This window comes from Dubosiella muris, assembly GCF_004793885.1.
Lineage (GTDB): Bacteria > Bacillota_I > Bacilli_A > Erysipelotrichales > Erysipelotrichaceae > Dubosiella > Dubosiella muris.
Genome location: NZ_SRYG01000009.1, coordinates 50,729 through 76,932, shown reverse-complemented (window position 1 = coordinate 76,932; position 26,204 = coordinate 50,729). Strand labels below are relative to the sequence as shown.

At 55.6% G+C, this 26,204-nt stretch carries 24 protein-coding genes and 2 rRNA genes; 8 read left to right on the top strand and 18 right to left on the bottom strand.

The annotated features are described in order from the left end of the window. Positions 1-83: 83 nt before the first annotated feature. Positions 84-881 carry a hypothetical protein gene (locus tag E5336_RS05700; protein ID WP_135980111.1) on the bottom strand — a complete coding sequence of 266 codons (798 nt, stop codon included), beginning with the start codon at positions 879-881 and terminating at the stop codon, positions 84-86. Between the two features lie 590 nt (positions 882-1,471). Here E5336_RS05700 and E5336_RS12390 point away from each other — a divergent pair. Next, the gene (locus E5336_RS12390; protein ID WP_168353572.1) at positions 1,472-1,618 is read left to right on the top strand and encodes a hypothetical protein; all 147 of its coding nucleotides are present in this window, start codon (positions 1,472-1,474) and stop codon (positions 1,616-1,618) included. Between the two features lie 51 nt (positions 1,619-1,669). Here the strand turns inward: E5336_RS12390 and rrf (E5336_RS05695) are convergent. The 6 genes from rrf (E5336_RS05695) to E5336_RS05670 form a co-directional block, all read right to left on the bottom strand. Beyond that, positions 1,670-1,783, bottom strand: a 5S ribosomal RNA gene (gene rrf, locus E5336_RS05695). Positions 1,784-1,971: 188 nt separating this feature from the next. Next, positions 1,972-4,392 (bottom strand): right-handed parallel beta-helix repeat-containing protein, encoded by a 2,421-nt coding sequence (locus E5336_RS12580; RefSeq protein WP_135980110.1) that lies wholly within the window; start codon positions 4,390-4,392, stop codon positions 1,972-1,974. 51 nt (positions 4,393-4,443) lie between these two features. Continuing rightward, complete coding sequence (locus E5336_RS05685; protein ID WP_135980109.1) at positions 4,444-4,938, bottom strand: hypothetical protein; 495 nt, start codon at positions 4,936-4,938, stop codon at positions 4,444-4,446. Positions 4,939-5,421: 483 nt separating this feature from the next. Next, positions 5,422-5,535, bottom strand: a 5S ribosomal RNA gene (gene rrf / locus E5336_RS05680). Positions 5,536-5,630: 95 nt separating this feature from the next. After that, a complete protein-coding gene (ilvD, locus tag E5336_RS05675; RefSeq protein WP_135980108.1) occupies positions 5,631-7,388 on the bottom strand; it encodes a dihydroxy-acid dehydratase in 1,758 nt (585 codons plus the stop codon). A 39-nt stretch (positions 7,389-7,427) separates the two neighbouring features. Continuing rightward, positions 7,428-8,171, bottom strand: coding sequence for an alpha/beta hydrolase (locus E5336_RS05670; RefSeq protein ID WP_135980107.1), 744 nt, complete (start codon positions 8,169-8,171; stop codon positions 7,428-7,430). Between the two features lie 277 nt (positions 8,172-8,448). Between E5336_RS05670 and ftsH the strand changes: the two genes are divergently transcribed. Then, on the top strand, positions 8,449-10,338 hold the full coding sequence (gene ftsH / locus E5336_RS05665) for an ATP-dependent zinc metalloprotease FtsH (RefSeq protein WP_135980106.1): 1,890 nt from the start codon (positions 8,449-8,451) through the stop codon (positions 10,336-10,338). A 619-nt stretch (positions 10,339-10,957) separates the two neighbouring features. On the opposite strand, the gene E5336_RS05660 is transcribed toward ftsH, so the two are convergent. The 3 genes from E5336_RS05660 to E5336_RS05650 all read right to left on the bottom strand — a co-directional run bounded on the left by E5336_RS05660 (position 10,958) and on the right by E5336_RS05650 (position 13,627). Continuing rightward, entirely contained in the window at positions 10,958-11,932 is a 975-nt protein-coding gene (locus tag E5336_RS05660) for a transketolase family protein (RefSeq protein WP_135980105.1), read from the bottom strand. A 1-nt stretch (position 11,933) separates the two neighbouring features. Then, complete coding sequence (locus tag E5336_RS05655; RefSeq protein ID WP_277820800.1) at positions 11,934-12,755, bottom strand: transketolase; 822 nt, start codon at positions 12,753-12,755, stop codon at positions 11,934-11,936. A 113-nt stretch (positions 12,756-12,868) separates the two neighbouring features. After that, on the bottom strand, positions 12,869-13,627 hold the full coding sequence (locus tag E5336_RS05650; protein ID WP_135980103.1) for a DeoR/GlpR family DNA-binding transcription regulator: 759 nt from the start codon (positions 13,625-13,627) through the stop codon (positions 12,869-12,871). 178 nt (positions 13,628-13,805) lie between these two features. Between E5336_RS05650 and E5336_RS05645 the strand changes: the two genes are divergently transcribed. From E5336_RS05645 to E5336_RS05625, 5 genes are read left to right on the top strand one after another with little or no spacing between them, the layout of a single operon-like run. Beyond that, positions 13,806-15,677 (top strand): BglG family transcription antiterminator, encoded by a 1,872-nt coding sequence (locus tag E5336_RS05645; RefSeq protein WP_168353571.1) that lies wholly within the window; start codon positions 13,806-13,808, stop codon positions 15,675-15,677. Continuing rightward, positions 15,674-15,961 (top strand): PTS sugar transporter subunit IIB, encoded by a 288-nt coding sequence (locus E5336_RS05640; RefSeq protein ID WP_016318293.1) that lies wholly within the window; start codon positions 15,674-15,676, stop codon positions 15,959-15,961. The genes E5336_RS05645 and E5336_RS05640 overlap by 4 nt, the downstream gene beginning before the upstream one ends. 3 nt (positions 15,962-15,964) lie before the next feature. Further along, positions 15,965-16,429 (top strand): PTS sugar transporter subunit IIA, encoded by a 465-nt coding sequence (locus tag E5336_RS05635; RefSeq protein WP_135980101.1) that lies wholly within the window; start codon positions 15,965-15,967, stop codon positions 16,427-16,429. Beyond that, a complete protein-coding gene (locus E5336_RS05630) occupies positions 16,417-17,907 on the top strand; it encodes a PTS galactitol transporter subunit IIC (RefSeq protein WP_135980100.1) in 1,491 nt (496 codons plus the stop codon). Before E5336_RS05635 ends, E5336_RS05630 begins: the two co-directional genes overlap by 13 nt. After that, positions 17,900-18,598 (top strand): L-ribulose-5-phosphate 4-epimerase, encoded by a 699-nt coding sequence (locus tag E5336_RS05625; protein WP_135980131.1) that lies wholly within the window; start codon positions 17,900-17,902, stop codon positions 18,596-18,598. The genes E5336_RS05630 and E5336_RS05625 overlap by 8 nt, the downstream gene beginning before the upstream one ends. 24 nt (positions 18,599-18,622) lie before the next feature. Here E5336_RS05625 and E5336_RS05620 read toward each other — a convergent pair whose 3' ends face one another. After that, positions 18,623-19,126: a flavodoxin domain-containing protein gene (locus E5336_RS05620; protein ID WP_168353570.1), complete on the bottom strand. Its 504-nt coding sequence runs from the start codon at positions 19,124-19,126 to the stop codon at positions 18,623-18,625. 28 nt (positions 19,127-19,154) lie between these two features. Here E5336_RS05620 and E5336_RS05615 point away from each other — a divergent pair, with 28 nt between their 5' ends. After that, positions 19,155-19,739 carry a TetR/AcrR family transcriptional regulator gene (locus E5336_RS05615; protein ID WP_277820796.1) on the top strand — a complete coding sequence of 195 codons (585 nt, stop codon included), beginning with the start codon at positions 19,155-19,157 and terminating at the stop codon, positions 19,737-19,739. Here E5336_RS05615 and trpA read toward each other — a convergent pair. The 7 genes from trpA to E5336_RS05580 are packed head-to-tail and all read right to left on the bottom strand — an operon-like array spanning position 19,673 to position 26,008. Next, entirely contained in the window at positions 19,673-20,461 is a 789-nt protein-coding gene (gene trpA / locus E5336_RS05610; protein WP_135980097.1) for a tryptophan synthase subunit alpha, read from the bottom strand. The two genes, E5336_RS05615 and trpA, sit on opposite strands and share 67 nt — an antisense overlap. Beyond that, a complete protein-coding gene (gene trpB, locus E5336_RS05605) occupies positions 20,454-21,638 on the bottom strand; it encodes a tryptophan synthase subunit beta (RefSeq protein ID WP_135980096.1) in 1,185 nt (394 codons plus the stop codon). Before trpB ends, trpA begins: the two co-directional genes overlap by 8 nt. Beyond that, positions 21,635-22,237: a phosphoribosylanthranilate isomerase gene (locus tag E5336_RS05600; RefSeq protein ID WP_135980095.1), complete on the bottom strand. Its 603-nt coding sequence runs from the start codon at positions 22,235-22,237 to the stop codon at positions 21,635-21,637. Before E5336_RS05600 ends, trpB begins: the two co-directional genes overlap by 4 nt. Continuing rightward, positions 22,228-23,016: an indole-3-glycerol phosphate synthase TrpC gene (gene trpC / locus E5336_RS05595; protein WP_135980094.1), complete on the bottom strand. Its 789-nt coding sequence runs from the start codon at positions 23,014-23,016 to the stop codon at positions 22,228-22,230. Before trpC ends, E5336_RS05600 begins: the two co-directional genes overlap by 10 nt. Further along, a complete protein-coding gene (trpD, locus tag E5336_RS05590) occupies positions 23,009-24,019 on the bottom strand; it encodes an anthranilate phosphoribosyltransferase (protein WP_135980093.1) in 1,011 nt (336 codons plus the stop codon). The genes trpC and trpD overlap by 8 nt, the downstream gene beginning before the upstream one ends. Continuing rightward, a complete protein-coding gene (locus E5336_RS05585) occupies positions 24,016-24,576 on the bottom strand; it encodes an anthranilate synthase component II (RefSeq protein ID WP_135980092.1) in 561 nt (186 codons plus the stop codon). The genes trpD and E5336_RS05585 overlap by 4 nt, the downstream gene beginning before the upstream one ends. Continuing rightward, positions 24,560-26,008, bottom strand: a complete 1,449-nt coding sequence (locus tag E5336_RS05580) for an anthranilate synthase component I family protein (RefSeq protein ID WP_135980091.1) — start codon at positions 26,006-26,008, stop codon at positions 24,560-24,562. Before E5336_RS05580 ends, E5336_RS05585 begins: the two co-directional genes overlap by 17 nt. Between the last annotated feature and the right edge of the window lie 196 nt (positions 26,009-26,204).

Below are 26,204 nucleotides of genomic sequence, written 5' to 3'. Positions count from 1 at the left end.
CACCTCAAAAGCGATTTCCCCTTCGATAACGATTGACCGGTAATATGCGCGATACTTTCGTCGGTCGAAGCTGGAAAATGATTTTATCCTTTATAATTCAATGATTGTTTTTTGAAAAACGTTTCGACTTTGGAAACGGTTTGTCCCGTTACTTCAGCAATCGTAGGACAATCCATGCCTTTGGCGTACAATTTGCGCATGATGGCTTCACGCTCTTGCGCGCGTCCTTCGTTCTTGGACTTTCTTTCAAATTCTCTCATGATCTCGCACATGGCATTCACTCCTTCCGGTTCCTTTTTAAAATACGATACGGCTTCTCTAAGCTCATCATAAAACATGTCATCCGGGTTTGTACAGTGGAAATCATGCATCAGCTTTCCAATCGCGTCATCGCCCCGGTATTCTCCATTCACAAAACGGATGTGCGCTTTCGTGTGCAGGATCCGCTTCCATTTCCGATCGAACCATTCATACGTGTAAAATGGCTCGTTTTGTTTGAGAAAGTCTTTTCTCGTCAGAAAGACGACCCACGATTCGTTTAACGCGCGAAACGGTTCGTTTGGCTTCAGCATATGGGAAACGAGCACGCTCAAGTTGAACAACGCCCGCTGTCCAAGAGCCCTCCTGTCGTTTTCTATCTCAAAGTTGTACAAGTTGCCTTCCATATCCTCGACAAACAAATCGTAGCGGACATGCCGAAAAAAAGGCAGTCCCTTCTTTACCTCCATCCCCCATCGTTTGACGACGAGGTCTGGCTTTCCGGTCAGGATGCGCGCCAGCAATGTGATGGCCGGTTTGCTGCGGGAAAAGGCGGGGTACATGAAAAAGTCGCTGAACAGCGTGAATCGCAGGATCATCTCGTAGTATTGATTGTTGATCAAATATATACCTCCAAAAAATCATTCTAAGATCAAAAAAGATCCATTTCTGTTTTCATGCGGTGCTTTGATCGGAAAAAAGTGCCAAGGAAAAAAGTGCCAAGGAAAAAAGTCAAAGAAAACCATAAAAAAGAAAAAGATGAAAGAACCGGGAAAAAGATGGATTCGTTCGATATTTAGAATTAGAATCCGTCGGAAGACGGATGTGGACAAACTATAGCATGAAAAAAAATGCGGACGTCAACAGGAAAAGCGGAAGAACCAGATATTCTATAGATTGGTGTCTTTAACAATTACCGGAGTATTTTTCATCCCTCAACCAGCAAATTTGTTCGCCCAACAGTTTGAGTATATCAAGCGATTGGAGCATGAGCCTCCTGTTTTTTTCGACATTGAATCCCCTCGAATGTTTATATAACAAAACATTTCCGCTCTTTTTGTTCTATTATTTAAACGTTATTTGTTTCTTTTCCACCAAATGAAATCCGGAAGACCTGGACAACCTTTCCATATTTATAACCGTTTTCCCCATTCCTCTTTTCTTTCGCAGCACAATAAAATATCTTTTATACCACAGAAAGGAAAACACACGCATGAAAAAAAGAAATTGGATGTGGATTGCCGGTGCCATTTTGATGTGCACGCTTTCGGCATGCCAGGAACCGGAAAACGAGGACCAGAAAATGTACTCATTGGATGAGTACCAGGAAAAATTCGACCATTCTAAAAAAGACGACTGATTAAAAAGCCGGCCATCCTTCGATTGACCGGCTTTCTAACATAAAAAAAAGACTTAGCAACGTCCTATTTTCGCAGGCGCGAAGCCAACTATCGTCGGCGCAGAAGAGCTTGACTTCTGTGTTCGGTACGAGAACAGGTATTTCCTCTTCGCTATCATCACTAAATCCTTGATTAATATACGCTTTTTCCACGTTAAACGCAAGAGGAAATTTCACTTTTTTTATTTTTTCTTTAAAATTTCTCTTTTCAAATGAAAAGAAGATGTCGAATCGTATCAACATCTTCTTCAGATCGGGGAAATTTTTTGGACCTTCTCCAAAACCACGGGGTCACGTCCCTTCCCACTCTCTTTCTATTTTTGTTTCTTTTTTCGTCCAAACCACAATCCCGCAATACCAAGCCCGGAAAGCGCGATGAGATTTTCATGCAGTTTTGTCATCAAAGATACGCCTGTGTTTGGAGATTTCTTTGTCTTGGAAGCACGCGCGATGCCGGAAGCCTTTGTTTTTTGTCGCGTTGTCGAAGTCGAAACCAGGCTTGCCGATTTTTTCGATGACTCGCGATGTTGTTCCTTGTCGTTTTGTTCCGTCGGGTTTTCCGGCATCTTTTGATCTTTGTTTGATGGTTCTTCCGGCTGTACCGGTTTCTTTGAATCATCCGGATTGACCGGATCCACGGGTTCCACCGGAAATTCCGGTTCAAACGGGTCGGTCGGATCGACCGGATCAACTGGGTCTACTGGTTTTTCCGGCTCTTCCGGACGAGTCGTGTTTTCAAATCGAACGCGGTCGCCCGTCTTGAAGTCAAGCGTTTCCGGCGTTTCCAGCGTCCTGCCCTCCGCGTCTTTTGTCCGTTCGACTTTGCAGGAATCCAAAACGAGCGTTTTCACTTTATACGGTTTGTGCGCGATTGTTCCGGTTTTCTCCTCGATGCGGGTGTTCAGCGTGATGCGGTATTCGGACTGGTCGAAACGCAATCCGGCTTTTTCCAGGCTTTCATCCCGGTTTTCATGCAAGGTAAACTGATAGGTGCCCGGCTTCGTCAAAAAACCGTTGCTGAACATTTCAAATGCCGCGTTGCCCTCCGCGTCGTTTTTGACTTTCAGTGTTTTCCGCTCGGCGTTTTCGATCGCCTGGCCGTTTTCATCGGCGACCTGGCCACCTTTCAGCTCGAAAGAGAAGTCGTCGCCTCTCAACTCGTTTTGCTGGCCTTCGGTATTCAGCCACGTTTTGGCGAGAAAGATATCCGGCATCGTGCTGATCCCCTGGGTTTCCTTGCCAATGATCAAAATCCCGTTGTTGGCGATCCCGCCCCCATCGTTGTATACCGCTTCATTGTCCGTAATGAACACGTTTCCGTTTTCCATCGCGGCCCGCTTTCCCTCTTCGGATGGATGGGCCGTCAAAACGAGGAAGCGGTCGCTATAAATCGTTCCGTTGTTGCCAGCGTCAACTTCGTTGAGCTTATCGGGCTCGGCCACCGATACTCGATAGCCGGTGTAGTTGCTTAAGTGTTTCGCCACATCCTGCATTTGCTCGGTCGTCATATTTTCCAAATCGTCCATTTGCTTTCCATAGCCGAGCATGACGTTGCCAAACAGCGCGCCGGCGTTGTAGTCCCGGTTGTACGAATCGCCATAGCCATTCACACCCGCCGTGAAAATATCGTTGGCCGCGCGCATAAACAACTTCCGCTGCGCCGGGGTCCACGATTTCCAAATGTCGCCGCCATCGACGTCGTTGTTGACTTTGAAATACGTTTCCAGCGCCACGCCGTTGGCCGTGTTGTCAAAAATCGCGCCGCCATCCGTGGCATACACGAAATTTCGTCCCGTATGGCACGCGGCCAGACCGCCACCCATCGTACCCGCCGTGTTCTGTGTGATGACGACATTCATCAGTTCCAGACGTCCGGACGCGTTGACGTAAATCCCGCCGCCGCCAAGGTCGTCTTTTGTGAGCGTCTTGTTGCCGCGAATGGACACGTTGCCGTTTTGCGCCTCGATCACGCCGTTGCCCGCCAGATGGATTCCGCCACCCTCGCTGCCGGTCGCAATGTTGTCGGCAATCGTGCCGCCATGCAGGCGCATTTGTCGGGACACGTTGAGTCCGCCGCCATAATCGGCCGTGTTGCCTTGAATCAAGCCATCGTTCATCGTGAAATCTTTCGCGGACACGCCGCCACCACCGTTTTCTTCGGCGATGTTGCCCGTGATCGAACCATTTTCCATCGTCACTTGATTGCTGTTGATTCCACCGCCAAAATGCTGCGCGCGGTTTCGGGTAATCGTGCCCCCGTTCATGACAACGCTTCCGCCGCCGATGCCGCCACCCGAATAGCCCGCCTCGTTGCCGGCAATCAAACCGTCGTTAAGAGTCAGCGTCGAGCGCCCTTCCAAATAAATCCCGCCGCCATTCACGGTGGACTTGTTGTCGCGAATCGTGCCGCCATTCATCGTCAAATCGCCGCCATCTTCAAAATAGATACCCGAGTTTTTATTTTTCGTGATTTCTCCGTTATCGAACGTTACTTGGGAACCATTCGCCACATGGATGCCCTGTCCATTGTTTCCGGTGATCGTTCCACCCGTCATATGAAAGGCACTTTCGTTGCCGGAAACCCGAACGCCGCCATGCTGGTTGTCGCGCACGCTTCCGCCGCTCATATGAAGGGTCCCGCCATTTTTGACGCCAATACCGCCGCCATCCACATAGCTGGCGTTGTTGGAAATGTTTCCGCCTTCCAGATTGACCGTGCCGCCATCGACTTGCACTCCGCCGTCGCCGTCCCACGCTCCGAAACCACCGGAAATATGGCCTTGCTGCTAGTTTTCCTCGCTGCTTGTGTCTTTGATCGTCAAATTGGCGTCCTGGCCGACTTTGACAACCGGGCCATAGCTTTTTCCCGGTGCGGGCGTTCCGTTATCGCTTGTCCCCTCCTCTGGGTCATAGTGGTCGGATACCATGTCGTTTCCGTTCAAATCGAGCGACACGTTGCCATCTTCCGCCCCCACTTCGATGCCGGAGCGAGTGCCGTCTTCTTTCGTGACATCCTCGTAAAGCTGCACCGTGCGACCATCCGCGCTTGCCGCATCACCCCACGATTCCACGCCATAATACCCGGTATCCGCATTTTTATCTCCGTATCCGTAATGATTCGCTTTTTCCGAATCCTCGATCCAAACACCCGCGCTCGTGTCCCCGTCGACGGCGTTTTGCACGTCGTCAAACGAGGCGGCCAGCGCCGGTGTACACGATAAAGAAAGCGCAACCGCCATCGCTGTCCCGCGACTTATGCGCCTTTTTCTTGATTTATCCATTTGATCGCCTTTCTAGAGCGCCCGATTCCATTGCGCTCGATCCGCTTTTCCATCCAATCACGCACAAAAAAATCACCGGTTTCCCCCTCGGTCCGATCGGTGACATGTTCTTTCGCAAAATCTTGCGTATTCTAAAAAAAATCGTCCTTTTGGACGAATCGACCCCCTGTGAACACGTCACCCCTCGTGTTTACAATTTTTTGTTTTTGTGGTTTTTTGTACGGTCCAGCTTCCCTCTCACCATAATGGCCTGCGATGAATAAATCAATTAAAGTACTCTTTTTTATGATACATTTTGATAAAAAATATAAAATCCCCATTTTTCCTTTAAATAAATCAAAATCAGTTCCTTTTTGATTTATGGAGGCCCAAAGGGAAAACGGTTTCATTTTGCCGGAAAATCAGGCGAAAACCATCCTTCGCGCGTCAGGGACTTGCATCAAAAAAAGGCCGACCCCTTTTGGGATCAGCCAACAAAAAAAGACTTAGCAACGTCCTATTTTCGCAGGCGCGAAGCCAACTATCGTCGGCGCAGAAGAGCTTGACTTCTGTGTTCGGTACGAGAACAGGTATTTCCTCTTCGCTATCATCACTAAATCCAAGAAAGAATATACACTTTTTCACTCCCGAACGCAAGAAAAAAATTGATTTTTTTTCTTAAAGAAATGGATCTTCTTTCCCGGATCGTCTTTTTATTCGATTTCGATGTAGGCGCCCTTCATTGGCGAAACCGCGAATTTGGAAAAAATAGCCAGCGCCCCCGACGAATACCGGCTTGGCCGCGCCTGCCACCGCGCTTTTCGCTGCTGGAGAACCGCCTCGACTTCGGATGGCGTTTTTTTCTGTCCGTGGATCCCGACGATTTCCAAAACCCGGCCCTTCACGTCCAAATGGATGAGGTCGCCTTCCTCGACAAGCGCAATCGGGCCGCCGGCCTGCGCTTCCGGCGACACATGACCGACGACCGGGCCGGTCGACGCGCCCGAAAATCGACCATCCGTAATCAACGCGATCGTTTTCCCCAGCTCCCGGTCCGAGGAAATCGCCTCCGACGTGTAAAACATTTCCGGCATGCCGCTTCCTTTGGGCCCCTCGTAGCGAATCAACACCGCGTCCCCCGGCTTGATGTCGTGATTCAAAACCGCCCGGATGGCTTCCTCTTCCGAGTCAAACGGACGCGCCCGCAATACCGCCTCAAACATCACCGGCGGACACGCAGTATGTTTGATCACCGCGCCTTCCGGCGCCAGGTTTCCTTTCAGCACCGCGATCGAGCCATCCTTGCCCAGCGCCTTTTCATAAGGGCGAATGATGTCTTCCTTTTTCAATCGCAAGCCGTATTGCCTGTTGATCGCCTCCAGCCGACGGGCGCACCGCTCGTAATATCCGTTTTCTTGCAGCAACCGCAAGTTTTCCCCCACGCTTTTGCCTGTGACGGTCATGCAGTCCAAATGCAGATGGTCCTTGATTTCCTCCATGATGGCCGGAACGCCGCCCGCTCCGCTAAAAAACGCCGCCGGCCAGCGCCCAGCCGGGCGCAAATCCAGCAAATAGCGGGCGTCGCGATGCAGTCTGTCAAACGTGTCCCCGTCAATCGAAATTCCCGCCTCGTGGGCGATCGCCGGCAAATGGAGCAGCGAGTTCGTGCTTCCCGAAATCGCCGCGTGCACAAGGATCGCGTTTTCAAACGCCTCCTTTGTCAGGATGGTGCGCGGACAAAGCGTCTGCTCGCGCGCCATGTCCACGATGCGCCGGCCCGCTTCCTGGGCGCATTGCTCCAAATCCCGGGAATCGGCGGGCAGCAACGCGCTGCCCGGCAGCGCGAGTCCGAGCGCTTCCGCCAGAATTTGCATCGTCGACGCCGTCCCGATAAAGGAGCACGCCCCGCATCCCGGACAGGCGTTTCCTTTCGCCCAATCCAGCGTTTCCTTGTCGATTTCGCCCCGTTCGTACCGGGCCGAGTACATGCCCAGCTGTTCGAGCGTCAGCAAATCCGGTCCGGCCGCCATCACGCCACCGGGCACGACGATCGAAGGAATGTTGACGCGCGCCAGCCCCATAAGCGAGGCGGGCAGCCCTTTATCGCAGCTGGCGATAAAAAGACCGCCGTCAAAGGGCGTGGCGCCGGCCTGGATCTCGATGAGGTTGGCCATCATTTCCCGGGAAGCCAGCGAATAGTTGATTCCGTCGGTTCCCTGGCTTTCGCCATCGCACATATCCGTCGTAAAATAGCGGGCGCCCTTGCCTCCCGCTTGCGCGACGCCCAGACGCGCCGCTTCCACGAGCCGGTCCAAATGGACCGATCCCGGATGCGAGTCGCCAAATGTGCTTTGAATGTAAATTTGCGGTTTCGCCAATTCGGCGTCCGTCCATCCCGTTCCCCGCCGCAGCGGATCCCATTCGGGCGCGATCGCCCGTGTCGCCTGGGAAGGCAGTGGTTTTTTGTTCATTTCTTCCTCCTAAAAAAGGACAGTGCCTCGTCCTTTTCGTCATTTCCACAAATAGTCAAAATATTCCTCGTTCAGCTGTTCCCAGCTCGCTTCGTTGTGCTCGCCATCCCGCACGACATGCGTCTTCGTCATCGCCGGCTGGACGAGCTGGGCGAAATGGTCGAGATACGGAAAGAGCTGAATGTGTCTTGAGCCAAACTCTTTTGTCCCCATACTTAAATACACCCGGGTATCGGGATGGATCCAGTCTTCTTTGATCTCGTGTTTCAGCTGCTCCGGGCAAACCATCAGCGAAGGCGACAAGCACGCCGCTTTGGAAAACACCTTGTTGTAGCGAATGACCGAGTAATACGCCATCAGCCCGCCCATCGAGCTGCCCGCGATGCCGGTCGCCTCCCGATCCGGATACGTCCGGAAGTTTTCGTCAATGTAAGGCTTGAGCGTGTTGACGACCCAGTCCATGAACAATTCCCCCTTGCCATGGATTTCTCCTAAAATCGAGGAGCGAACCTCGTAAGGACAATACTCGTCGAGCCGGTTGCGGCCGCGGTGGTCGCATTCGATTCCGACTACGAGAAAAGGTTTGTCGTAACGCGCTAAAAACGCGGCCAGTCCCCACGATTTCCCGTATGTGGCGTCGCCGTCGTCGAATAAATTATGCCCATCGTACATGTACATGACGGGATAGCGCTCGTCCCGCTGCTCATAGTCGTCGGGAACATAGACGTGGAGCGTCGTTTCCCGCTCGAGGGGATCGACGCGGAAAGGAATTTTAACAATCATAATCTAATCTCCTCCTATGCTTTCTGTGAAACTTTCGCCTTTATTATACGGGCTCCGGACGGAAATGAAAACGCCGCTTCGCACGATTTTTAAAGCGCTTTCGAACAAGTGCCCGGAAATGTCCAAACGGAAGAAAATGTATGGTTTCTTTTAAACATCTTGTGCTACAATGGGAACCTCCCATGAAATTTATGTGAAATAATGCATTGGTTAGCACTCCTGTTGAAACTTTGCTAAAAGAATGTATAATGGGTTTAACTTTAAGAAGGAGACTCGAATGAATCGAAATAAAAAGTCAAAAAAATCGCTTTACAACTACTATATGATCATCCTGCTCGTCATCCTGGTCCTCAACTGGGTCCTGATGCCGTTCCTCTCTTCCCAAAGCATTCAGGACGAGTCGTATTCGACGTTCCTGGATCAGGTGGAGGAAAAGAAAGTCGACAAAGTCCAAATCCAGGACAACACCATCACGTACACGCTCAAGGGCGACGAAAAACAGCGCTATGAAACGCTGGCGATGAACGATCCTGACCTTGTCAACCGCCTGCGCGACTCGGGTGCCACGTTCACCCAGGTTCCGACCAGTCAAATGAACCCAATTCTCATGTCGCTGATCTCGTTTTTCCTGCCGCTCCTCATTTTGTGGGGACTGGGCACGTGGTTTTTTCGCCGCATGCAAAAGAAAATGGGCGACATGCCAGACCAGATGTCCTTCACCCAGGGTGGTGGATTCGGCAGTGGTTTTGGCATGGGCAACCTGGGCAAAAGCAACGCCAAGGTGTATGTCGGCGAAAAGACAAAAACGACCTTCAAGGACGTTGCCGGCCAGGAGGAAGCCAAAGACAACTTGAAAGAAATCGTCGACTTTTTGAACAATCCGAAAAAGTATCAGGAAATCGGCGCGAAGATGCCAAAAGGTGCGCTGCTTGTCGGTCCTCCGGGAACTGGTAAAACCTTGCTTGCCAAAGCGGTTGCTGGCGAGGCGGGCGTGCCGTTCTTCTCGATTTCCGGTTCGGAATTTGTCGAAATGTTTGTCGGACGTGGCGCCGCCAAAGTGCGTGACCTGTTCAAGCAGGCGCGCGAAAAAGCGCCATGCATCGTCTTCATCGACGAGATCGACACCGTCGGGAAAAAACGTGACTCGGGCGGTATTTCCGGCAACGACGAGCGCGAGCAGACGCTCAACCAGCTGCTGGCCGAAATGGATGGATTCGACGGATCGAAAGGCGTCGTCCTGCTGGCGGCGACCAACCGGCCCGACACGCTGGACGCGGCCCTGACCCGTCCTGGACGTTTCGACCGCCGCATTCCGGTGGAACTGCCGGACTTGCAAGGGCGCGAAGCCATCTTGAAGCTGCACGCCGCCAATGTGAAAGCGTCGCCGGAAATCGACTACAACGCGGTTGCCCGAGCGGCTGCCGGATCGAGCGGTGCCGATTTGGCCAATATTATTAACGAGGGCGCGCTGCTCGCTGTCCGCGACGGACGCAAGCAGGTGACGCAGCGCGATTTGGAAGAGGCGATTGAAACCGTTATCGCCGGCGAGCAGAAAAAAGGCGCCGTCATCTCGCCAAAGGAACGAATGATCGTTTCCTATCACGAGATTGGCCACGCCCTGGTCGCCGCCAAGTCGAAAAACACGGCGCCGGTGCACAAGATCACGATTATTCCGCGCACGAAGGGCGCGCTTGGATACACGATGCAAGTCGAGGAAGAGGAAACGAATCTGCTTTCCAAAGAAGAGGCGTACCAGCGCATCATGACGTATTGTGGCGGACGCGCTGCCGAGGATCTTATCTTCAACTCGATCACAAGCGGCGCCAGCAACGATATCGAGCAGGCGACCAAGCTTGCCCGCGCCATGATCACGCGGCTGGGCATGTCGGATCACTTCGGCATGACCGCTCTGGAAACGGTCAACAACGCGTATTTGGGTGGCGACACGACGCTCGCCTGCTCGAATGAAACCGCGGCGCAAATCGACCAGGAAGTCATCGACTTGATCAAAAAGGCGTACAACGACGCGTACCAGATTCTTTCCGACAACAAAATGAAACTGCATGAACTCGCCAAATACCTGTACGAACAGGAAACGATTACCGGCGAGCAGTTCATGGAAATCCTGAACAAGCCGGCCGAACTGCCTGGCGGGCAAAACAACTAGTATATAAATTTTAAAAAAATTGGGAGATGTCAAAATGCCGACATCTCCTTTTTGATTGTTCCGTCAATGGATTTTTTTAGCCTCGATCGCATGCACATTTTGCGCTTCCATTCAGGCATCGCCTATTTTCATTTCAGTGTTGTAACGTTTTTCTGTCAAGAATTCGAGCTATTTGTAACGTTTTTCCATCAGCGACAAAAAAAGCCTTCAAATCGACCTATCTCTTTTCCAATCCGTATTTTTCGTGTCAATGGCTTTGTTTCGAAATTTCACTCCAAATCATTGAAATTCAGCCCGTTTTTTGCTTAAAATCATGCCTTTTTCAATCCAATTTCGAAATCTGGATATTTTGAGCAAAGCCAGTAAAAGAAAAATCTTCTGTTCTTATTCCTTCTTCTCTTTCCTTTATCCATACTTTTTCCCCTGTAAAAGGCCCGCAGTAGAGAAGCAATTTTTGAAATTTCGAAATTCAGCGAAAAAACCATGTTTTTTCCCCCGTTTTTTGCTCAAAAGCAGGCTATTTTTAGTTCTGTTTCGAAATTCGATAGTTATACTGATGTTTTTGTCTAAAAAAGCGGGAACGTGATTCTTGGATCCACTTCACGTTCCCGCTTTTCTTCTACGCGCGACGAATGCCCGCCATGGCGATTTGCTCGATTCCCATCGCCAGCGACGCACGTTGATCCTCCAGCACCCGGTTTTCTATGGCAGCCGCGCTCAAGCCATACTCCTCCATTAGCGCCGCCACGCTGCCGCTTTGGCCAAACCGATCCTCGATCGCGATCGACTTCACCTTTTGCGGCGCGTCCACCGTTTCCATAACAGCCGACCAAATGCCGCCCGCCTTCAAGTGTTCCTCCGCCACATACACGAGGTCGTAAGCGTTCACGATCTCGTCCAGCCGCGCTTTGTTGAGCGGTTTAATCGTCGACAAGTTGTACACCGCGCCGTCGATTCCCGCGCTTTCCAGCCGCTGGGCGGCATCGACGCACTCACGCACCATGACGCCGCTGGCGACAAACGCGATCGAACGCCCCGGCCGCACTTGCCGCAACTCCCCCGGCACAAACTCGTATGCATCGTCAAACACCGATTCGACCGCCGCTCTGGAAAGCCGCAAATAAGCCGGTCCCGGCACGCCGGCCAAATATCGAACCATGGCGGCCGCCTCCACGCTGTCGGCAGGCTGAAGCACCATCATCCCCGGCAGCATGCGCATCAAGCCGATATCCTCCACGCATTGATGGCTGCCTCCATCCTCGCCCACCGTGATCCCGGCGTGCGTCGCGCACAACTTCACATCCAGACCCGGGTAGGCGATGCTATTGCGCACCTGCTCGTACGCCCGCCCCGCCAGAAACATCGCGAAACTCGAAGCGAACGGCTTCAATCCCGAAACCGCCAGGCCCGCCGCGATGCCGACCATGTTCGCTTCCGCGATGCCCGTCTGCAAAAACTGCGCGGGAACCGCTTTTTTCGTTTCGTCCGTTTTCGTGGCCGGCGCCAAATCCGCATCCAGCGCGATGATGCGCGGATCGCGCGCGGCCGCTTCCGCCAGCGCCTTGCCAAACGCTTGTCTTGTTGCTTCTTTCATATTATGCCTCCAACTCCTCGTACGCCTGCCGCGCCTGCTCGGCGTTTGGCGCCTTGCCATGCCAGCCCGCGACATTTTCCATATACGACACGCCTTTTCCTTTTACCGTATGACAAACAAACGCGCTTGGCATCCCGCTTCCTTTTGCGCAAGCGACCGCCGTTTCGATTTGCCCGAAATCGTGGCCGTCGATTTCCAGCACGTTCCAGCCAAACGCCTTCAACGCGCCGGCATAGTCGTCCATTCCGCCCACGTCGAGCACCTTGCCGTCGATCTGCAATCCGTTTTCATCCAAAAACAACGTCAAATTGGCCAGTTTGTATTTGGCGGCCGCCATGACGGCTTCCCAAATCTGTCCTTCCTCGAACTCGCCATCGCCGCATACGCACCACGTCCGGCGCGCACGCCCCAAGTACCGGTCCGCCCACGCCATACCGACAGCAACCGACAGCCCCTGCCCCAGCGAGCCGGTGCTCATATCCACATCGGGAAGGTCCGCCATGTTGGGATGGCCTTGCAGCCGGGATCCCAGCTTGCGCAGCGTGAGCAGTTCCTCAGGGTCAATCCGCTCATGCACCGCGAGCTGGGCGTACAGGGCCGGGGCGGCGTGCCCTTTAGAAAGCACGAGCCGGTCCCGCATTGGGTCGTTCAAGTCGATTTCCTCGTCGTAAAGCCAGGTGAGCACATCCGTGCACGACAACGATCCGCCCGGATGGCCCGAGCCAGCGGCGGCGACCATCTCGACAATGTGGCGGCGCGCCTGGCGGCTGTGCGAAAGAAGAATGCTGGTGTTCATACGTTTATCGCTCCAATCTTTTCGAATTTTTCTCAATATTTTCGTTTACGCTTGAAATATAGCAGAATATTTTCGAATTCGCAACAATTATTTTCGAATATTTTCGTTTATGGCGGAATAAAATAAAAAACCGAAAGAAATCAATTTTCTTCCGGAATAATGAAATGGTCGGGAACCTCCTGGTCGGTGCGGTCGGTGATGATGCCGTCAAACTCGTCCAGATCCGCGAAGCTGTAAAACCCTTTGATTTTTTGCTTCGAGCTGTCGATAATCAAAAACGATTTTTCCGCCAGCTTCATCGCCTTTTTTTTCACTTCCGCCGTTTCCAGCTCGGCAGTGTACGCTTTCCGCCGGTCGATATCCACCCCGGCGCAGCTCAAAAACGCGTATTGAAAGTTGAACGAATCCAGATCCGCCAGCGCGGCGGGCCCGAGATTCATTTTATATTGCGGGCTGTAGTTGCCGCCAATCATGAACAATTCGCCATTCTCGCTCGTAAAGCTGTTCAAAATAATTTGGCTGTGCGTCACGACCCGCACCCGTTTTCCTTTGAGATGATCCAAAATCGTGGCGAACGTCGTGCCCCCGTCAATAAAGATACAGTCGTCGTCCTGGACGAGGCTGGCCGCGTACCGGCACAACGCGTCTTTTTCCGCCTGCTCGTGGCCCTGCCGGTCGTCCATGTCCTTTTCCGATGATTGCGTCAAAATGCCCCGGGTGCGCCGGCTCTTGGCCCCGCCATGCACGCGGATGACGCGCCCTTGTTTTTCGAGCTCTTTGCAGTCGGAACGAATCGTCGGCTCGCTCACTTGCAGCGCGCCAGCCAGATCCCGCGTAGACACGTACCCTTTTTCGTTGGTCATCTGCTCGATTCGGCTCAGCCTTTCTTCTGCCATCATTCCATCACCCCCGCTTCCGGATGGCTTGTCGGTCTTATTGTATCTCTTTTTCGTTTTCGAAACAAAAGGAAAAGGCACGAAAGCAAACAGACAAAGGTTGTCCTTCGCAAAAGACAAAGGATGTCTGTTCATGAAAGCGTTTTCCTGTAATAATGAAAGCGTCAAAGGAGGAATGGATATGGATGCTGGAAAACGGGAAATCGAATTGATCCGGCTGCTTGGCAAAGCAGACCGGCCATTGCGGCTGGACGCAGTCGCGGCTTCGCTCAACGTTTCCGAAAAGACGATCCGCAGAGATTTGAGGCGCCTCAATCACGCTCTAAAGGATACGGAATGCTCCATCGTCCTGCAAAAAGGCGCTTGCTCGCTGCAAGGCCCCTCCCGCGAACGACTGGCCTCCCTGCTGGAGGCCCGGCTGGACATTCCGGAAACCCAGTCCGAGCGCGTATGCTGGCTGGCCGGTTTCTTCTTAATGAACGAAACCGCCAGCGTTCCCGATCTGGCGGCCCGGTTGTACGTCAGCGAGTCGACCATCAAAAACGACATCCACCTTGTAAAAGAGGATCTGGACGGATTCGGCCTTTCCCTCGTCCGGTTCGGACAAGGACTTCGGCTCGAAGGCGGCGAGGAACAAATCCGCAGCTGTCTGCTCCACTTGATCCGCAGCGGAAAAATCAGCCCCGACTTCGGACTGCAAGCCATGCAGCAGCGCCGCATCCACGAACTCGTCGAAGACGCGCTGGACGCGGAAAACCTCGCTCTCAGCGAGGCGGGAATCGCCAACTTGTTCCTGCACGTGCAAGTCGCGCTGTTCCGGCTGCAAAAAGGCATGGCGCTCTCCTGCGCCCACGCGGCGCCCCGCCAGTTTCTCCAGCCCGCCACGCGGCTGGCCGATGATTTGAAACACGCGGTGCAAATCGAGCTGCCCGATGGCGAAATCGAAAACCTGGCCTGGCACATGGCCGCCCAAAAACGATCGCTCTCGTTTCGGTTCGACGCCCAAACGAGCCAGTCTTTGGACAAGGCGGTACAAAAAAGCCTCGTGGAAGTCGACCATTTGTATGGAACCGGCCTTCGTCAAGATTCCGTACTCATCGACGGGCTCGTCGCGCATTTAAGCGTCGCCCTCGTGCGGCTCAAGCGCGGCATGGTCATCGAGAATCCGATTTTGGACGACATTCGCCGCCAGTATCCGTACGCGATGGAACTGGCGCAAATCTTGTCCGTCCGGCTTCAGTCGCTTTTTGGCTGCATGTTTCCGCTAACGGAAGTCGGCTATTTGGCCGTGCACATCGGCGGCTCCCTCTTCCGGGGCCGCTACGGAAAGGACCGGCGCAAAAAAGTGGCGCTCGTCTGCACAACCGGCATGGGAACCAGCTTGCTGCTGCTCGCCAAAATCAACGACATCTTCCGCGAACAGCTCGATTTGACCGGCACGTTTACGATGCGGCAGGCCACGACGCTTCGTCCCCGGGACGCCGACTTGATTTTGTCGACGGTGCAGCTTCCCTCGGAAGTCAGCCTGCCCTGGATCCACATCTCGCCGCTGCTTGCCGAACAGGACATTCGCTCCATTCAACGGTTCATCCAAACGGATGGCGAACCCGTTCCGATTCGCGCGCTGTTCCAACCGTCTTTGTTTTTCGACCATTTGCCGCCCATGAGCCGGCAGGAGGTTTTGGACGTCTTGTCGAACCGGTTGTGGCGCGAAGGCTTCGTGGACGAAACGGCGCGCGACTCGTTTTGGCAGCGCGAACAACTCGGCACGACGGAAATCGGCAATTTGCTGGCGGTGCCGCACTGCATGGCGGGGACGGTTGTTCGTCCGGCGATCGCGGTCGCGGTGCTGGAAAAACCAATCGTCTGGGAATACGGCATGGTCCAGGTCGTGCTCATGATCGCCGTCAGCAAGGAATTCCTGAAAAAGGAAAACGGATTTTTTCTCCGGCTTTACCAGCGGCTCAACACAACGATGAAAATAAAAGAATTTATCAATACACGGCATCTTGATCTTTTGATGGATGCGTTCAATGAGGAGGACATTTTATGAAAAAGAAAATTCTTGTCGCCTGCGGCGCAGGCGTATGCACCAGCACGGTGGCTTTGCAAAAACTACAAGCGAAAATGGCGGAAGAAGGGCTGGCGGATCAAGTCGCCTATGGACAATGCTCCGTGGCCGACTTGCCGATGAACGCCGAAAACTACGATGTCGTCGTCACCACGTCCCGCGTGGAAGGCGACTATGGCACGCCCGTCGTGTTCGGCCTTCCCTTCATCACTTCCATCGGCATGGACGATTGCGTCGACGAAATTCTCGACATTTTGGAGCTGTAGATCATGGATACCAGTTTGATTTTCCTCGATGCCGATTTCGCCTCGAAGGACGAGCTGTTCGAAACGATGAGCGGCTGGCTGCTCGAGCACGGCTACGTCAACGACACGTACCAAGGCGCTCTGGCCCGGCGCGAGCGGCAGTTTCCAACCGGATTGAAAATTCCGGGACACCAGCTGGCCATCCCGCACACGGACAGCGAATGCATCGAGCGGCCCGGCCTGGTGTTCATCCGGCCGCGAAAACCGCTCGCATTTCAGGAAATGTGCTCGGGCGACCCGGTGGACGCGGAAATGATTTTTATCCTTCTTGTCAAAAACAAAAGCGACCAAATGCCGTTGCTTTCCGGTTTGATGTCCCGCTTTAACGACCGGGCGCTCATGGACCGCCTGTCCAGCGAGAAAAAGCCGGAAGTCATTGCCGAATTGCTCAAAAGTTGTGTGAAAGGAGATGCAGTATGTCTGTCATAACAAACGCGATTCAGTTTATTATTGATCTTGGCCCAACGGTCATGATGCCGATCTTGATTACGCTCATCGGTGTGTGCATCCGCGTTCCGTTCCTGCGCGCCTTAAAAGGCGGCCTTCTAGTCGGAATCGGCTTTATCGGATTGAACGCCACCGTCACGATTTTGACGGACGTCGTCCAGCCCGCGGTCGACAACATGGTCAAGCTGTTTGGATTGAATTTGACCGTCATCGACGTTGGATGGCCAAGCGCCTCGGCCATCGCCTTCGGAACGGCGGTCGGCGTCACGATGATTCCCCTTGGCATCCTGATCAACGTCATCATGCTTTTGACCAAATCCACCAAAACCGTGGACGTCGACATTTGGGACTTCTGGCATTTCGCCTTTTCCGGCTCGATCGTCTACGCCTTGACCCACAACATGTTTTTATCGCTCATCCTCGCTTCCGTGAACATGGTCGTCATCATGGTCATCGCCGACCGCATGGCCAAGGCGACCGAGGAAGTGCTCGGCTTGCCGGGCATCACGTTCCCGCACGGGCTGGCGGCCTCGTTCGTTCCCATCGCCTGGGTCATGGATAAAGCGATCGACAAAGTGCCCGGTTTGAACAAGATTCATTTGGACGAGAAAACCATCAACAAGAAAATGGGCCTGTTTGGCGACCCGGCCATCCTCGGTCTGATCGTCGGCGTGCTGCTGGGCGTCGCGGGCTTCGCCTTCATGCCAGAGCTCTCCGTTTCGGAAAAGATTTCGCAAATCCTTGTGATGGGCGTCACCGTGTCGGCCGTTTTGGTCATCACGCCAAAGATGGCCGCCATCCTCATGGAAGGCATCATCCCGGTTTCCGAAGGCATCCAGGCCATCATTCAGAAAAAATTCGCCGGACGCAAAGTGTACATCGGGTTGGATTGCGCTGCCGGTATCGGCCATCCGGTCGTGCTGGCGATGTCCGTGCTCATGGTACCCGTCACTCTGCTGCTGGCCATCGTTTTGCCAGGCAACGAGTTCCTGCCGCTTGTGGGCTTGTGCGGCATCTGCTTCCAGTTCCCGCTCATCGTCGCCGTCACGAAAGGCGACTTCTTCCGCACGTTCCTGATTGGCATCGTCGTCATGGGCGGCGGACTGATGATCGGCACGAGTCTGGCACCGCTCTTCACGAGCGCGGCAGCCGCAAGCCACTTCCCGATTCCGGAAGGCGCGACGCTCATTTCTAGCATCGACTACGGCTCGAACCCGATTCCATGGCTGCTTGTCCATGTCGTAAACAACGGCTGGATCTGGATCGCACTGCTCATCGTGGCCACCCTTGGCCTGGCGATGTGGAACCGCAAAAAAATTCTCGAAGAGGAAAAACTCGACGCGGCGGCGGATGCCGAAAAACAAAAACAACGCGAAGCGAGAAGAGCTGCACGCAAAGCCGCGGCCAAACAAACCGCGCTCGAGGAAACCGAGCTGGAAACAGGTTTGCAAGATGCTTGACGCGCTCAAACGCGAAGTATGGAAACAAAACCTTCGCCTTCGCGATCTTGACCTCGTGCTGTTCACCTGGGGCAACGTGTCCGCGATCGAGCGCGAAAGCGGCCTGGTCGTCATCAAGCCAAGCGGCGTCGCCTACGAAACGATGCGTCCCGAAGACATGGTCGTCGTCGATTTAAACGGACACGTCGTCGAAGGCAGCCTTCGTCCCAGCTCCGACTTGCCGACCCATTTGGCATTGTACCGGGCCGATCCCTCCATTGGCGGCATCGTCCACACGCATTCGACATGGGCGACCGCGTTCGCGCAAGCCGGCAAAGACCTGCCTGCATTCGGCACGACGCACGCCGACTACTTCCGGGGCAGCATCCCCTGCACCCGCGCCATGCGCCCGGACGAAACAAAAGCCGAATACGAAAAAAACACCGGAAACGTCATTGTCGAAACGTTCCAGACCCGAACCATCGCCATGTCCGACACCCCGGCGGTTCTCGTGAAAAACCACGGCCCCTTTGCCTGGGGAAAAGACGCCGGCGAAGCGGTATACCACGCCAAAGTGCTTGAGGAAACCGCGAAAATGGCGGCCATCACCACGATGGTGTGCCCAAACGCCGCGCCCGCCCCGCGCCATTTGATTGAAAAACACTTTACCCGAAAACACGGTCCGCACGCGTATTACGGACAATCCCGATAAACCTTAACCAAAACGAGCGTCTCCCTAAAACCGCTCGTTTTTTTGCCGGTATGCGACGATTGGATCAAGCTGGTCCTCGGAACAAAACGAAATGCGACTTCCATACGTCGCTAAAAAAGCCTCGTTTTCCGCTTCCAGCCCCTTTTTGACAATCATGGTTTTCATCATCCACATCATCACCCGATGCAAAACCGAAAGCCGCCTGTAGTCGATGGCGCCCCGCACGCAAAAGAGCGGACCATCCCAATCCTTGAACGCGGCACGCGCGTTGCGTTCGATTTCCCGCCGCGTTTTCTCCTCCTTCGGATCGGCCAGACCGCACGACACGAGCGTGAATTTGGTGCCGTCTATCCGCTTTTGAAACGTCTTCGCCCCCTTGAAGCCGCCCGCGTATAAGCCGCTCACAAACACGACCGGCTCCTTCGCGCCACGAAACGACTCGACAGACACGACCTCCTCGCCCAGCTTTTCCCCCAGCTTTTCGGCGTACCACTTCGCCGTTCCATAATGACTGCCATACACGATCATCTTCCCATTCCTCCTGTTTTCCGTTATTATGAAGGCAATGCGTTTTTCCCGCAACCACGCGGCACAAACAGGAAGGAAGTGCGCCATGCTCGACGATCCCAAATCCCAAACCCGCTTTTATTTACGCAAGGCGTTTTACGAATGCCTTGCCCAAGACGCCCCGCTGACCATCACGCGCCTATGCGACCAGGCCGGCGTCGGCCGCCGCACCTTTTACCGCCACTACGACGGGCTGGACGGCGTGTTCGCCGACTGCCTGGAACAACTGCTCACTCGCTACCAGGACGCCGTTTCCCCGCTGCAAACGTACGACCTCGAACAAATCGCCACCGAGTTTTTCTCATTTTGGAAACAGCAGAAAAAAGAGCTTTTGCTGTTGCGCCGCTACGACGCGCAAAAGCTCCACTATGGCTTGCTTTCGGGTGGCATCCGGCTCGTCCAGGCCCGCTCGAACCACCGCTTCGCCTTGTTTTCGACGTATTCGGCCGGCGGCTTTCTCGCCCTGCTGAACGAGTGGATCGAGGAAGATATGCGAACGCCCGTCGATCAGCTCGTTTCCCGCCTCGTTTCGGAAGCGCGCAGCGCGTCTTTCAACGCCTTCGCCAGCTCGTAAACCGCCTGCGGCGCCTTCTCTTTGTGTCGGGCGCAAAGATCGACAAACGCGCTGCCGACAATGACGCTATCAGCCATATCCGCCATCGCCTCCGCCTGCTTTGGCGTCGAAATGCCAAAGCCGATCGCGCACGGACAGTCCGTATGCGCCCTGACCTGGCGCACGACGTGTTCCAGTTCGTTCGAAAACGAGGAGCGCATCCCCGTCGTTCCTAACGAGGAGACGCAATACACGAAACCTTCGGCGTCTTTAACGATCGAAGGGATCCGGGCTCCCGACGTCGGCGCCACGAGCGGGATCCACGCCACGCCATGGGCCCGGGCCGCCGTTTCGAACTCCGCTTTTTCCTCGTACGGCACATCCGGCAAAATGACGCCCTCGATGCCGGTTTCCCCGCATCGTTTCATAAACGCCTCCACGCCGTAGGCGAATACGACATTGGCGTACGTCATGACGACCAACGGAATCGTCGTCTTTTCGCGTACCTGCTTGACCATCGCGAACACGTCATCGGCCACGATGTGGTTTTTCAATGCCCGCTCGCTGGCCGCGGCGATGACTTCCCCTTCCGCGACCGGATCGGAAAACGGGATACCTAGCTCGATCAAGTCGGCGCCCGCCTGTTCCAGCGCCAAAATGTTTTCTTTCGTCGTTCGCAAATCGGGATCGCCGCACATCACATACGCGATCAGCGCCTTGCGCGCGAATACTTTCCTACGCATCGACTTGCTCTCCTTTCCAGCGCGCGATCATCGCGCAATCCTTGTCGCCACGGCCCGAAACCGTCACGACGATCGTCTCGTCCTTGCCCATGTTTGGCGCCGCCTCCATCACGTACGCCAAAGCGTGGGCGCTCTCGATCGCCGGAATGACGCCTTCCATCTTCGACACGTACTCGAACGCCTGCACGGCTTGCTCGTCCGTGATGGCCACGTATTCGGCCCGGCCCCGGTCGTGCAAATCGGCGTGTTCCGGACCGACACCCGGATAGTCCAGACCGGCCGAGATGCACGTCACCGGCGCGATCTGTCCATGCTCGTCCTGGCAAAAATACGACTTCATCCCGTGGAAGATGCCCGGCTTGCCAACGTGGATCGTCGCCGCGCTTTCAGGCGCGTCCACCCCGGTCCCAGCCGCTTCGCATCCGACCAGGCGCACCGCCTCGTCGCCGATGTAGTCGTAAAAGCTGCCAATCGCGTTGGAGCCGCCGCCCACGCACGCCACCACCATGTCCGGCAACCGCCCTTCTGTCTCCAGCATTTGCGCTTTGGATTCCCTGGAAATGACGGCCTGGAAATCGCGCACCATCGTCGGAAACGGATGCGGTCCCATGACGCTGCCCAGGCAGTAATGGGTGTCGTCCAGACGCCGGGTCCACTCGCGCATCGCCTCGTTGACCGCGTCTTTCAATGTCGCCGTGCCCGACGTCACCGGCACGACCCGGGCGCCAAGCAGCTTCATCTTGTACACGTTGAGCGCCTGCCGTTCGGTATCCTTCTTGCCCATGTACACGACACATTCCATCCCAAAGAGCGCCGCGGCCGTCGCCGTCGCCACGCCGTGCTGTCCGGCGCCCGTTTCCGCGATCAGCCGGGTCTTCCCCATCTTTTTAGCGAGCAGCGCCTGGCCAAGCACGTTGTTGATTTTATGGGCGCCCGTATGGTTCAAATCCTCGCGCTTCATGTAAATTTTCGCGCCACCCAAATCCTCGGTCATGTTTTTCGCGTAGTACAACCGCGAAGGCCGGTTGGCGTACTGCGCCAGCAATTCGCCTAGCTCCTGTTGAAACGCCGGGTCGTTTTTATAGCGCTCGTACGCCTGTTCGAGCTCCTCCAGAGCGCCCATCAGCGTTTCCGGCACATACTGGCCGCCATGCCGGCCAAATCTTCCTTTGCTCATTGTCTTTCCCTCCTGCATCGCGCGATCAGCGCTTTCATTTTTTCTCCATCTTTTTTTTGGTCCGTCTCCACCGCCGAGGACACGTCGATCCACGACGCCCCCGCCTGGCACGCCGCCTCCACAAGCGCGACATCCACGCCGCCCGCCAAGCCAAACGGACGCGTCATGCCCTTCAGCAGCGTCCAGTCAAACGGCTTTCCCTGCCCTTTGCCCCCATCCAGCAACACGAAATCCGCGCCGCTTTTTTGCGCCATCGCGATGTCCCGTTCGCTTTTGACTTCAAACGCGCACAGAACCGGCCGGCCGGTTTTCTCGCGCAGCCACGCCACGTCCGCTTCCGATTGGCTGCCATGCAGCTGCGCCATCGCGATCACGCCGTCCTCCAGGAGCGAGGCGATCGTGTCCAGCGGACAGTCGACAAAGACGCCGACGACGCCGATGCCTTCGTCCACTCGTTTCGACAACGCACGGGCCTGCTCGATCGTCACCGAGCGAAACGAAGAGGGCACGTCGATGACCAGCCCGATCCAGTCGGGACGGTACGCGTTGACCAGATCCACATCGACCGCGGAGCGGATGCCGCAAATCTTCACCCGCATCGCGTTTCTCCTTTGAGCGCGGTCAGCATCGCCCGTTTGTCTGGCGCGCGCATCAAGGTTTCGCCAATGAGCACGGCGTCGACGCCGGCTTTCTCAAGCATTTCGATTTGCTCGCGCGTTCGATAGCCCGACTCGGCCACGAACACGATGTCCTCGTTTTTGACAAGCGTCCGCAAGCGAGGGGCCCGCGAGAGGTCGACGTGGAAATCGCGCAGATCCCGGTTGTTCACGCCAAGCAGGCGCGCTCCGCATTGTAGCGCCATGTGCAGCTGCGCTTCGGTGCGCACTTCGACAAGCGGGTCCATGCCCAGCTGGTTGGCAAGCGCGATCGCGCGGCGCAATTCGTCGGGTGTCAGCAGCTCCACGATCAGCAACACGCCGGCCGCGCCCATGACGGCCGCCTGCACAATCATGTACTCGTCGACGACGAAATCCTTGCGCAGCACCGGCACGTCGACCGCCTGGCAAATGGCTTCCAGCGCCGCGTCGCTGCCTTGAAAATACGCGGGCTCCGTCAAACACGAAATCGCGCTGGCACCTGCCTCTTCGTACGCTTTGGCGATGCGCACCGGATCGAACACCGGGGCGATGACGCCTTTGGATGGCGAGGCTTTTTTCACCTCGCAAAGAAACGCGAGCGGTTCGGCTTTGAGCGCCTCGTACAACGACGGATGAGCCGGAATCGGGCGCGCTTTCAGCTGTTCGAGCGGCACCCGTTCCTTTTCCCGGGCGATCCGCTCTCTTGTGCTTTGCGCGATCGTCTGCAAAAGATCAGCCATGGCTTTCCTCCACGAACGTATCAAGCGTTCGCAGCGCCGTGCCCGAATCAATGAGGCGCTCGGCCAGACGGACTCCCTCCGCGATGGACGCCGCTTTTTGGGCCACGTACAAAGCCGCTCCGGCGTTCATGCATACGATATGGCGGCGCGGGCCGCGCTCTTCGCCGGCCAGGATCGCGCGAGTCGTTTTCGCGTTTTCCATAGCGTTTTGGCCGGCAAGCTCTTCTTTTTGGCAAACCGGATAGCCAAAATCGGCGGGCGCGATCGTGTACGTCTTTCTCGTTTTCCCGTCGATTTCGCATACGAGAGTCGGCGCGCTGGCGGAAATCTCGTCCAAACCATCCATGCCGCAGACGACCAGTCCCCGCTTGACGCCAAGCTTGACGAGCGCCTGCGCCATTGGCTCGACTAGACCGGGCTCGTACACGCCAAGCACCTGCCGACAAGCACCGGCCGGATTGGTGAGCGGGCCGAGCAAATTGAAAATCGTCGGCATGCCTAGCTCCTTGCGCACGGGCGCGGCGTAGCGCATCGCCCGGTGATGGTTGGGCGCGAACAAAAAACAAAAGTTCGTCGTTTCAAGCAGCTGCCGGCACCGGCTGGCGTCGACGTCCAAATTGGCCCCGAGCGCTTCGAGACAATCGGCCGCCCCGCTTTGGGAAGTCACGGCCCGGTTGCCGTGCTTGGCGACTTTGACGCCCGCGCTGGCGATGACGAACGCCGACGTCGTGGATATGTTGAACGTGCCGGCGTGGTCGCCGCCGGTGCCGACGATTTCCAGCGCGTCGCTGGCGTCCCGGACGGCGATGGCTTGCGCGCGCATGCCCTGGGCGGAGCCGACGATTTCGTCGACGCTTGGCTTTTTCATGGCGAGCGCCACCAAGTACGACGCGATCTGGCTGGCGGTGCACCGGCCTGTCATCATCTCTTCCATGACGGAACGCGCCATGGCGCAGGAAAGATTTTCATAGGTGGATAGTTTTTGAACGGCTTCGGTAATCATGCGAGCACTCCTTTCATAAAATTGGCGAAAATTTGCGAACCGCAAGGCGTCAGTACGGATTCGGGGTGGAACTGGACACCGAACACGGGATACGTGGTGTGTTCGATGGCCATGATCTCCCCGTCGCCTGTGGCGCTGGCAATCAGCTCTGGGGGCAGGTCGTCGACGACGAGCGAGTGGTAGCGCCCGGCTTCGAATCGTTTCATTCCTTCAAACAACACCGAGGGATGACACACGTCGACGCGCCCGGCCTTGCCATGGACGATGGATGAGGCGGGACGGATCGTGGCGCCAAACGCGGCCGCGATCGCCTGATGGCCAAGGCATACGCCCAAAATCGGCACGTGCTTGTAAAAACGGCGGATGACGTCCACGCAAATGCCGGCGTTTTCGGGCCGGCCCGGGCCTGGCGACAGCACGATGGCGGCCGGATCCAGCGCTTCGATCTGGTCGAGCGTCAGCGCGTCGTTGCGCGCGACATAGACGGTGTCGAACGCGCCCATGAGCTGCGCGAGGTTGTACGTGAACGAGTCGTAGTTGTCAATGAGCAAAAGCATGGCTTTCTCCTTCCAGCGCCTGCACGATGGCGCGCGCTTTGTTTTGGCATTCCTGCGCTTCGTGTTCCGGAATGGAATCGAATACGATGCCGGCGCCGCTTTGCACCCGGACGACACCGTTTTGCAGCGTCGCGAACCGGATCGCGATGCAGAAGTCGAGGCGGCCGCTAAAATCCATGAATCCGAACGCCCCGCCATACACGCCGCGCGGCGCGGATTCGAGCTCGTCGATGATCTCGCACGCCCGGATCTTGGGCGCGCCCGAGAGCGTGCCGGCCGGAAGCGTGGAAAACAGGGCGTCGAGCGCGGTTTTGCCGGGCGCGAGAACGCCGGTGATCGTGGACGACAAGTGCATGACTTGCGCGCATTTTACGACGTCGAGCGTGCGGGTCACGTCCACGCTGCCGCACCGGCACACCTTGCCGAGGTCGTTGCGGCCCAGATCAACGAGCATACGGTGTTCCGCGAGCTCCTTTTCATCGCGCAGCAAATCCCGCATGAGCCGCTCGTCTTCGTGTGGCTCCTTTGCCCGCTTGCACGTGCCCGCCAGCGGAAACGTGGCGACGTGGTCGTGGTCGACGCGCACAAGCGTTTCCGGGCTCGAGCCCGCCATTTCGATGTCCTGCCCGGCAAAGTAAAACAGGTACGGGCCCGGGTTGGTTTGGCGCAGCGTTTCGTATACGGAAAACAACGAGCCATCGGCCAAAGCGGTGCAAGGATTGGAGAGCACGACTTGAAAGATCTCGCCTTGCTCGATGTAGCGTTTCGCCTGCTTGACCATCGCCTCGTAGCGGGTGGTTGGACAGGCGGGGCGCAGCGGCTGGCGCAGGCGCAGCAGCGGATGGGCCTTTGTTTGGGGGCCGTCCAGCGTTTGGCACATGGCCTCGATGCGCAAGACGGCTTCGTCATAGCCGCGGTTTGGGTCGTCTTTCACGATGCCGGCGATCAGGATCATTTGCTCGTTTTGGAAGTCGAACACGATCAGGTCGTTGACGAGAAAGAGCTCCATGGCGTTCGTGTCGCCGGTTCGCAACGCGAGCGTTGGTTCGGTGTACTGAATGAAATCGTACGCGAAATAGCCGGCGAGCCCGCCGCAAAAATACGGATAAAGCGCGGGCGTCTTGTAGTCCAAAAGCAGCCGCTCGAGCGCGTTTTTTGGATCGGAAACGACTGTCGATGTCGTTTGGACGTGCGTGGCGTCCTCGATCGTGAGGACGTTTCCTTTGAGCGTGATGCGTTTCTCGAACCGGACGCCGACGTAGGTGAAGGCGTCGGGCTCGTCGCTTTCGAGCGCAAAACCGGGCGTGCCGAATGCGTGGAATTTTTGAAAAACCTCCTGAGGGGTGTTTTTCATTGGCAAAATTTCCGTCAGGGGCAGCCGCCTGGCGCCGGTGCCGGAAAACAGATCGTGAATTTGTTTGCGTGTTTGCATACGTTTCTCCTTTGATGCAAAAAGCTCGTCCTTGACGAAGCTTTTCGCTTTCGTCAAGGACGAGCTGTGTCTGTATACGGCCCGCGGTGCCACCTTGATTCTTCAAAAGAAGCGCTTGGAGAATGCTGTCACATTCCTGATCTTTGACGCAGATCGTACGTCATGGAGTACTCGGCGTTCGCCTTTGACCATGCCC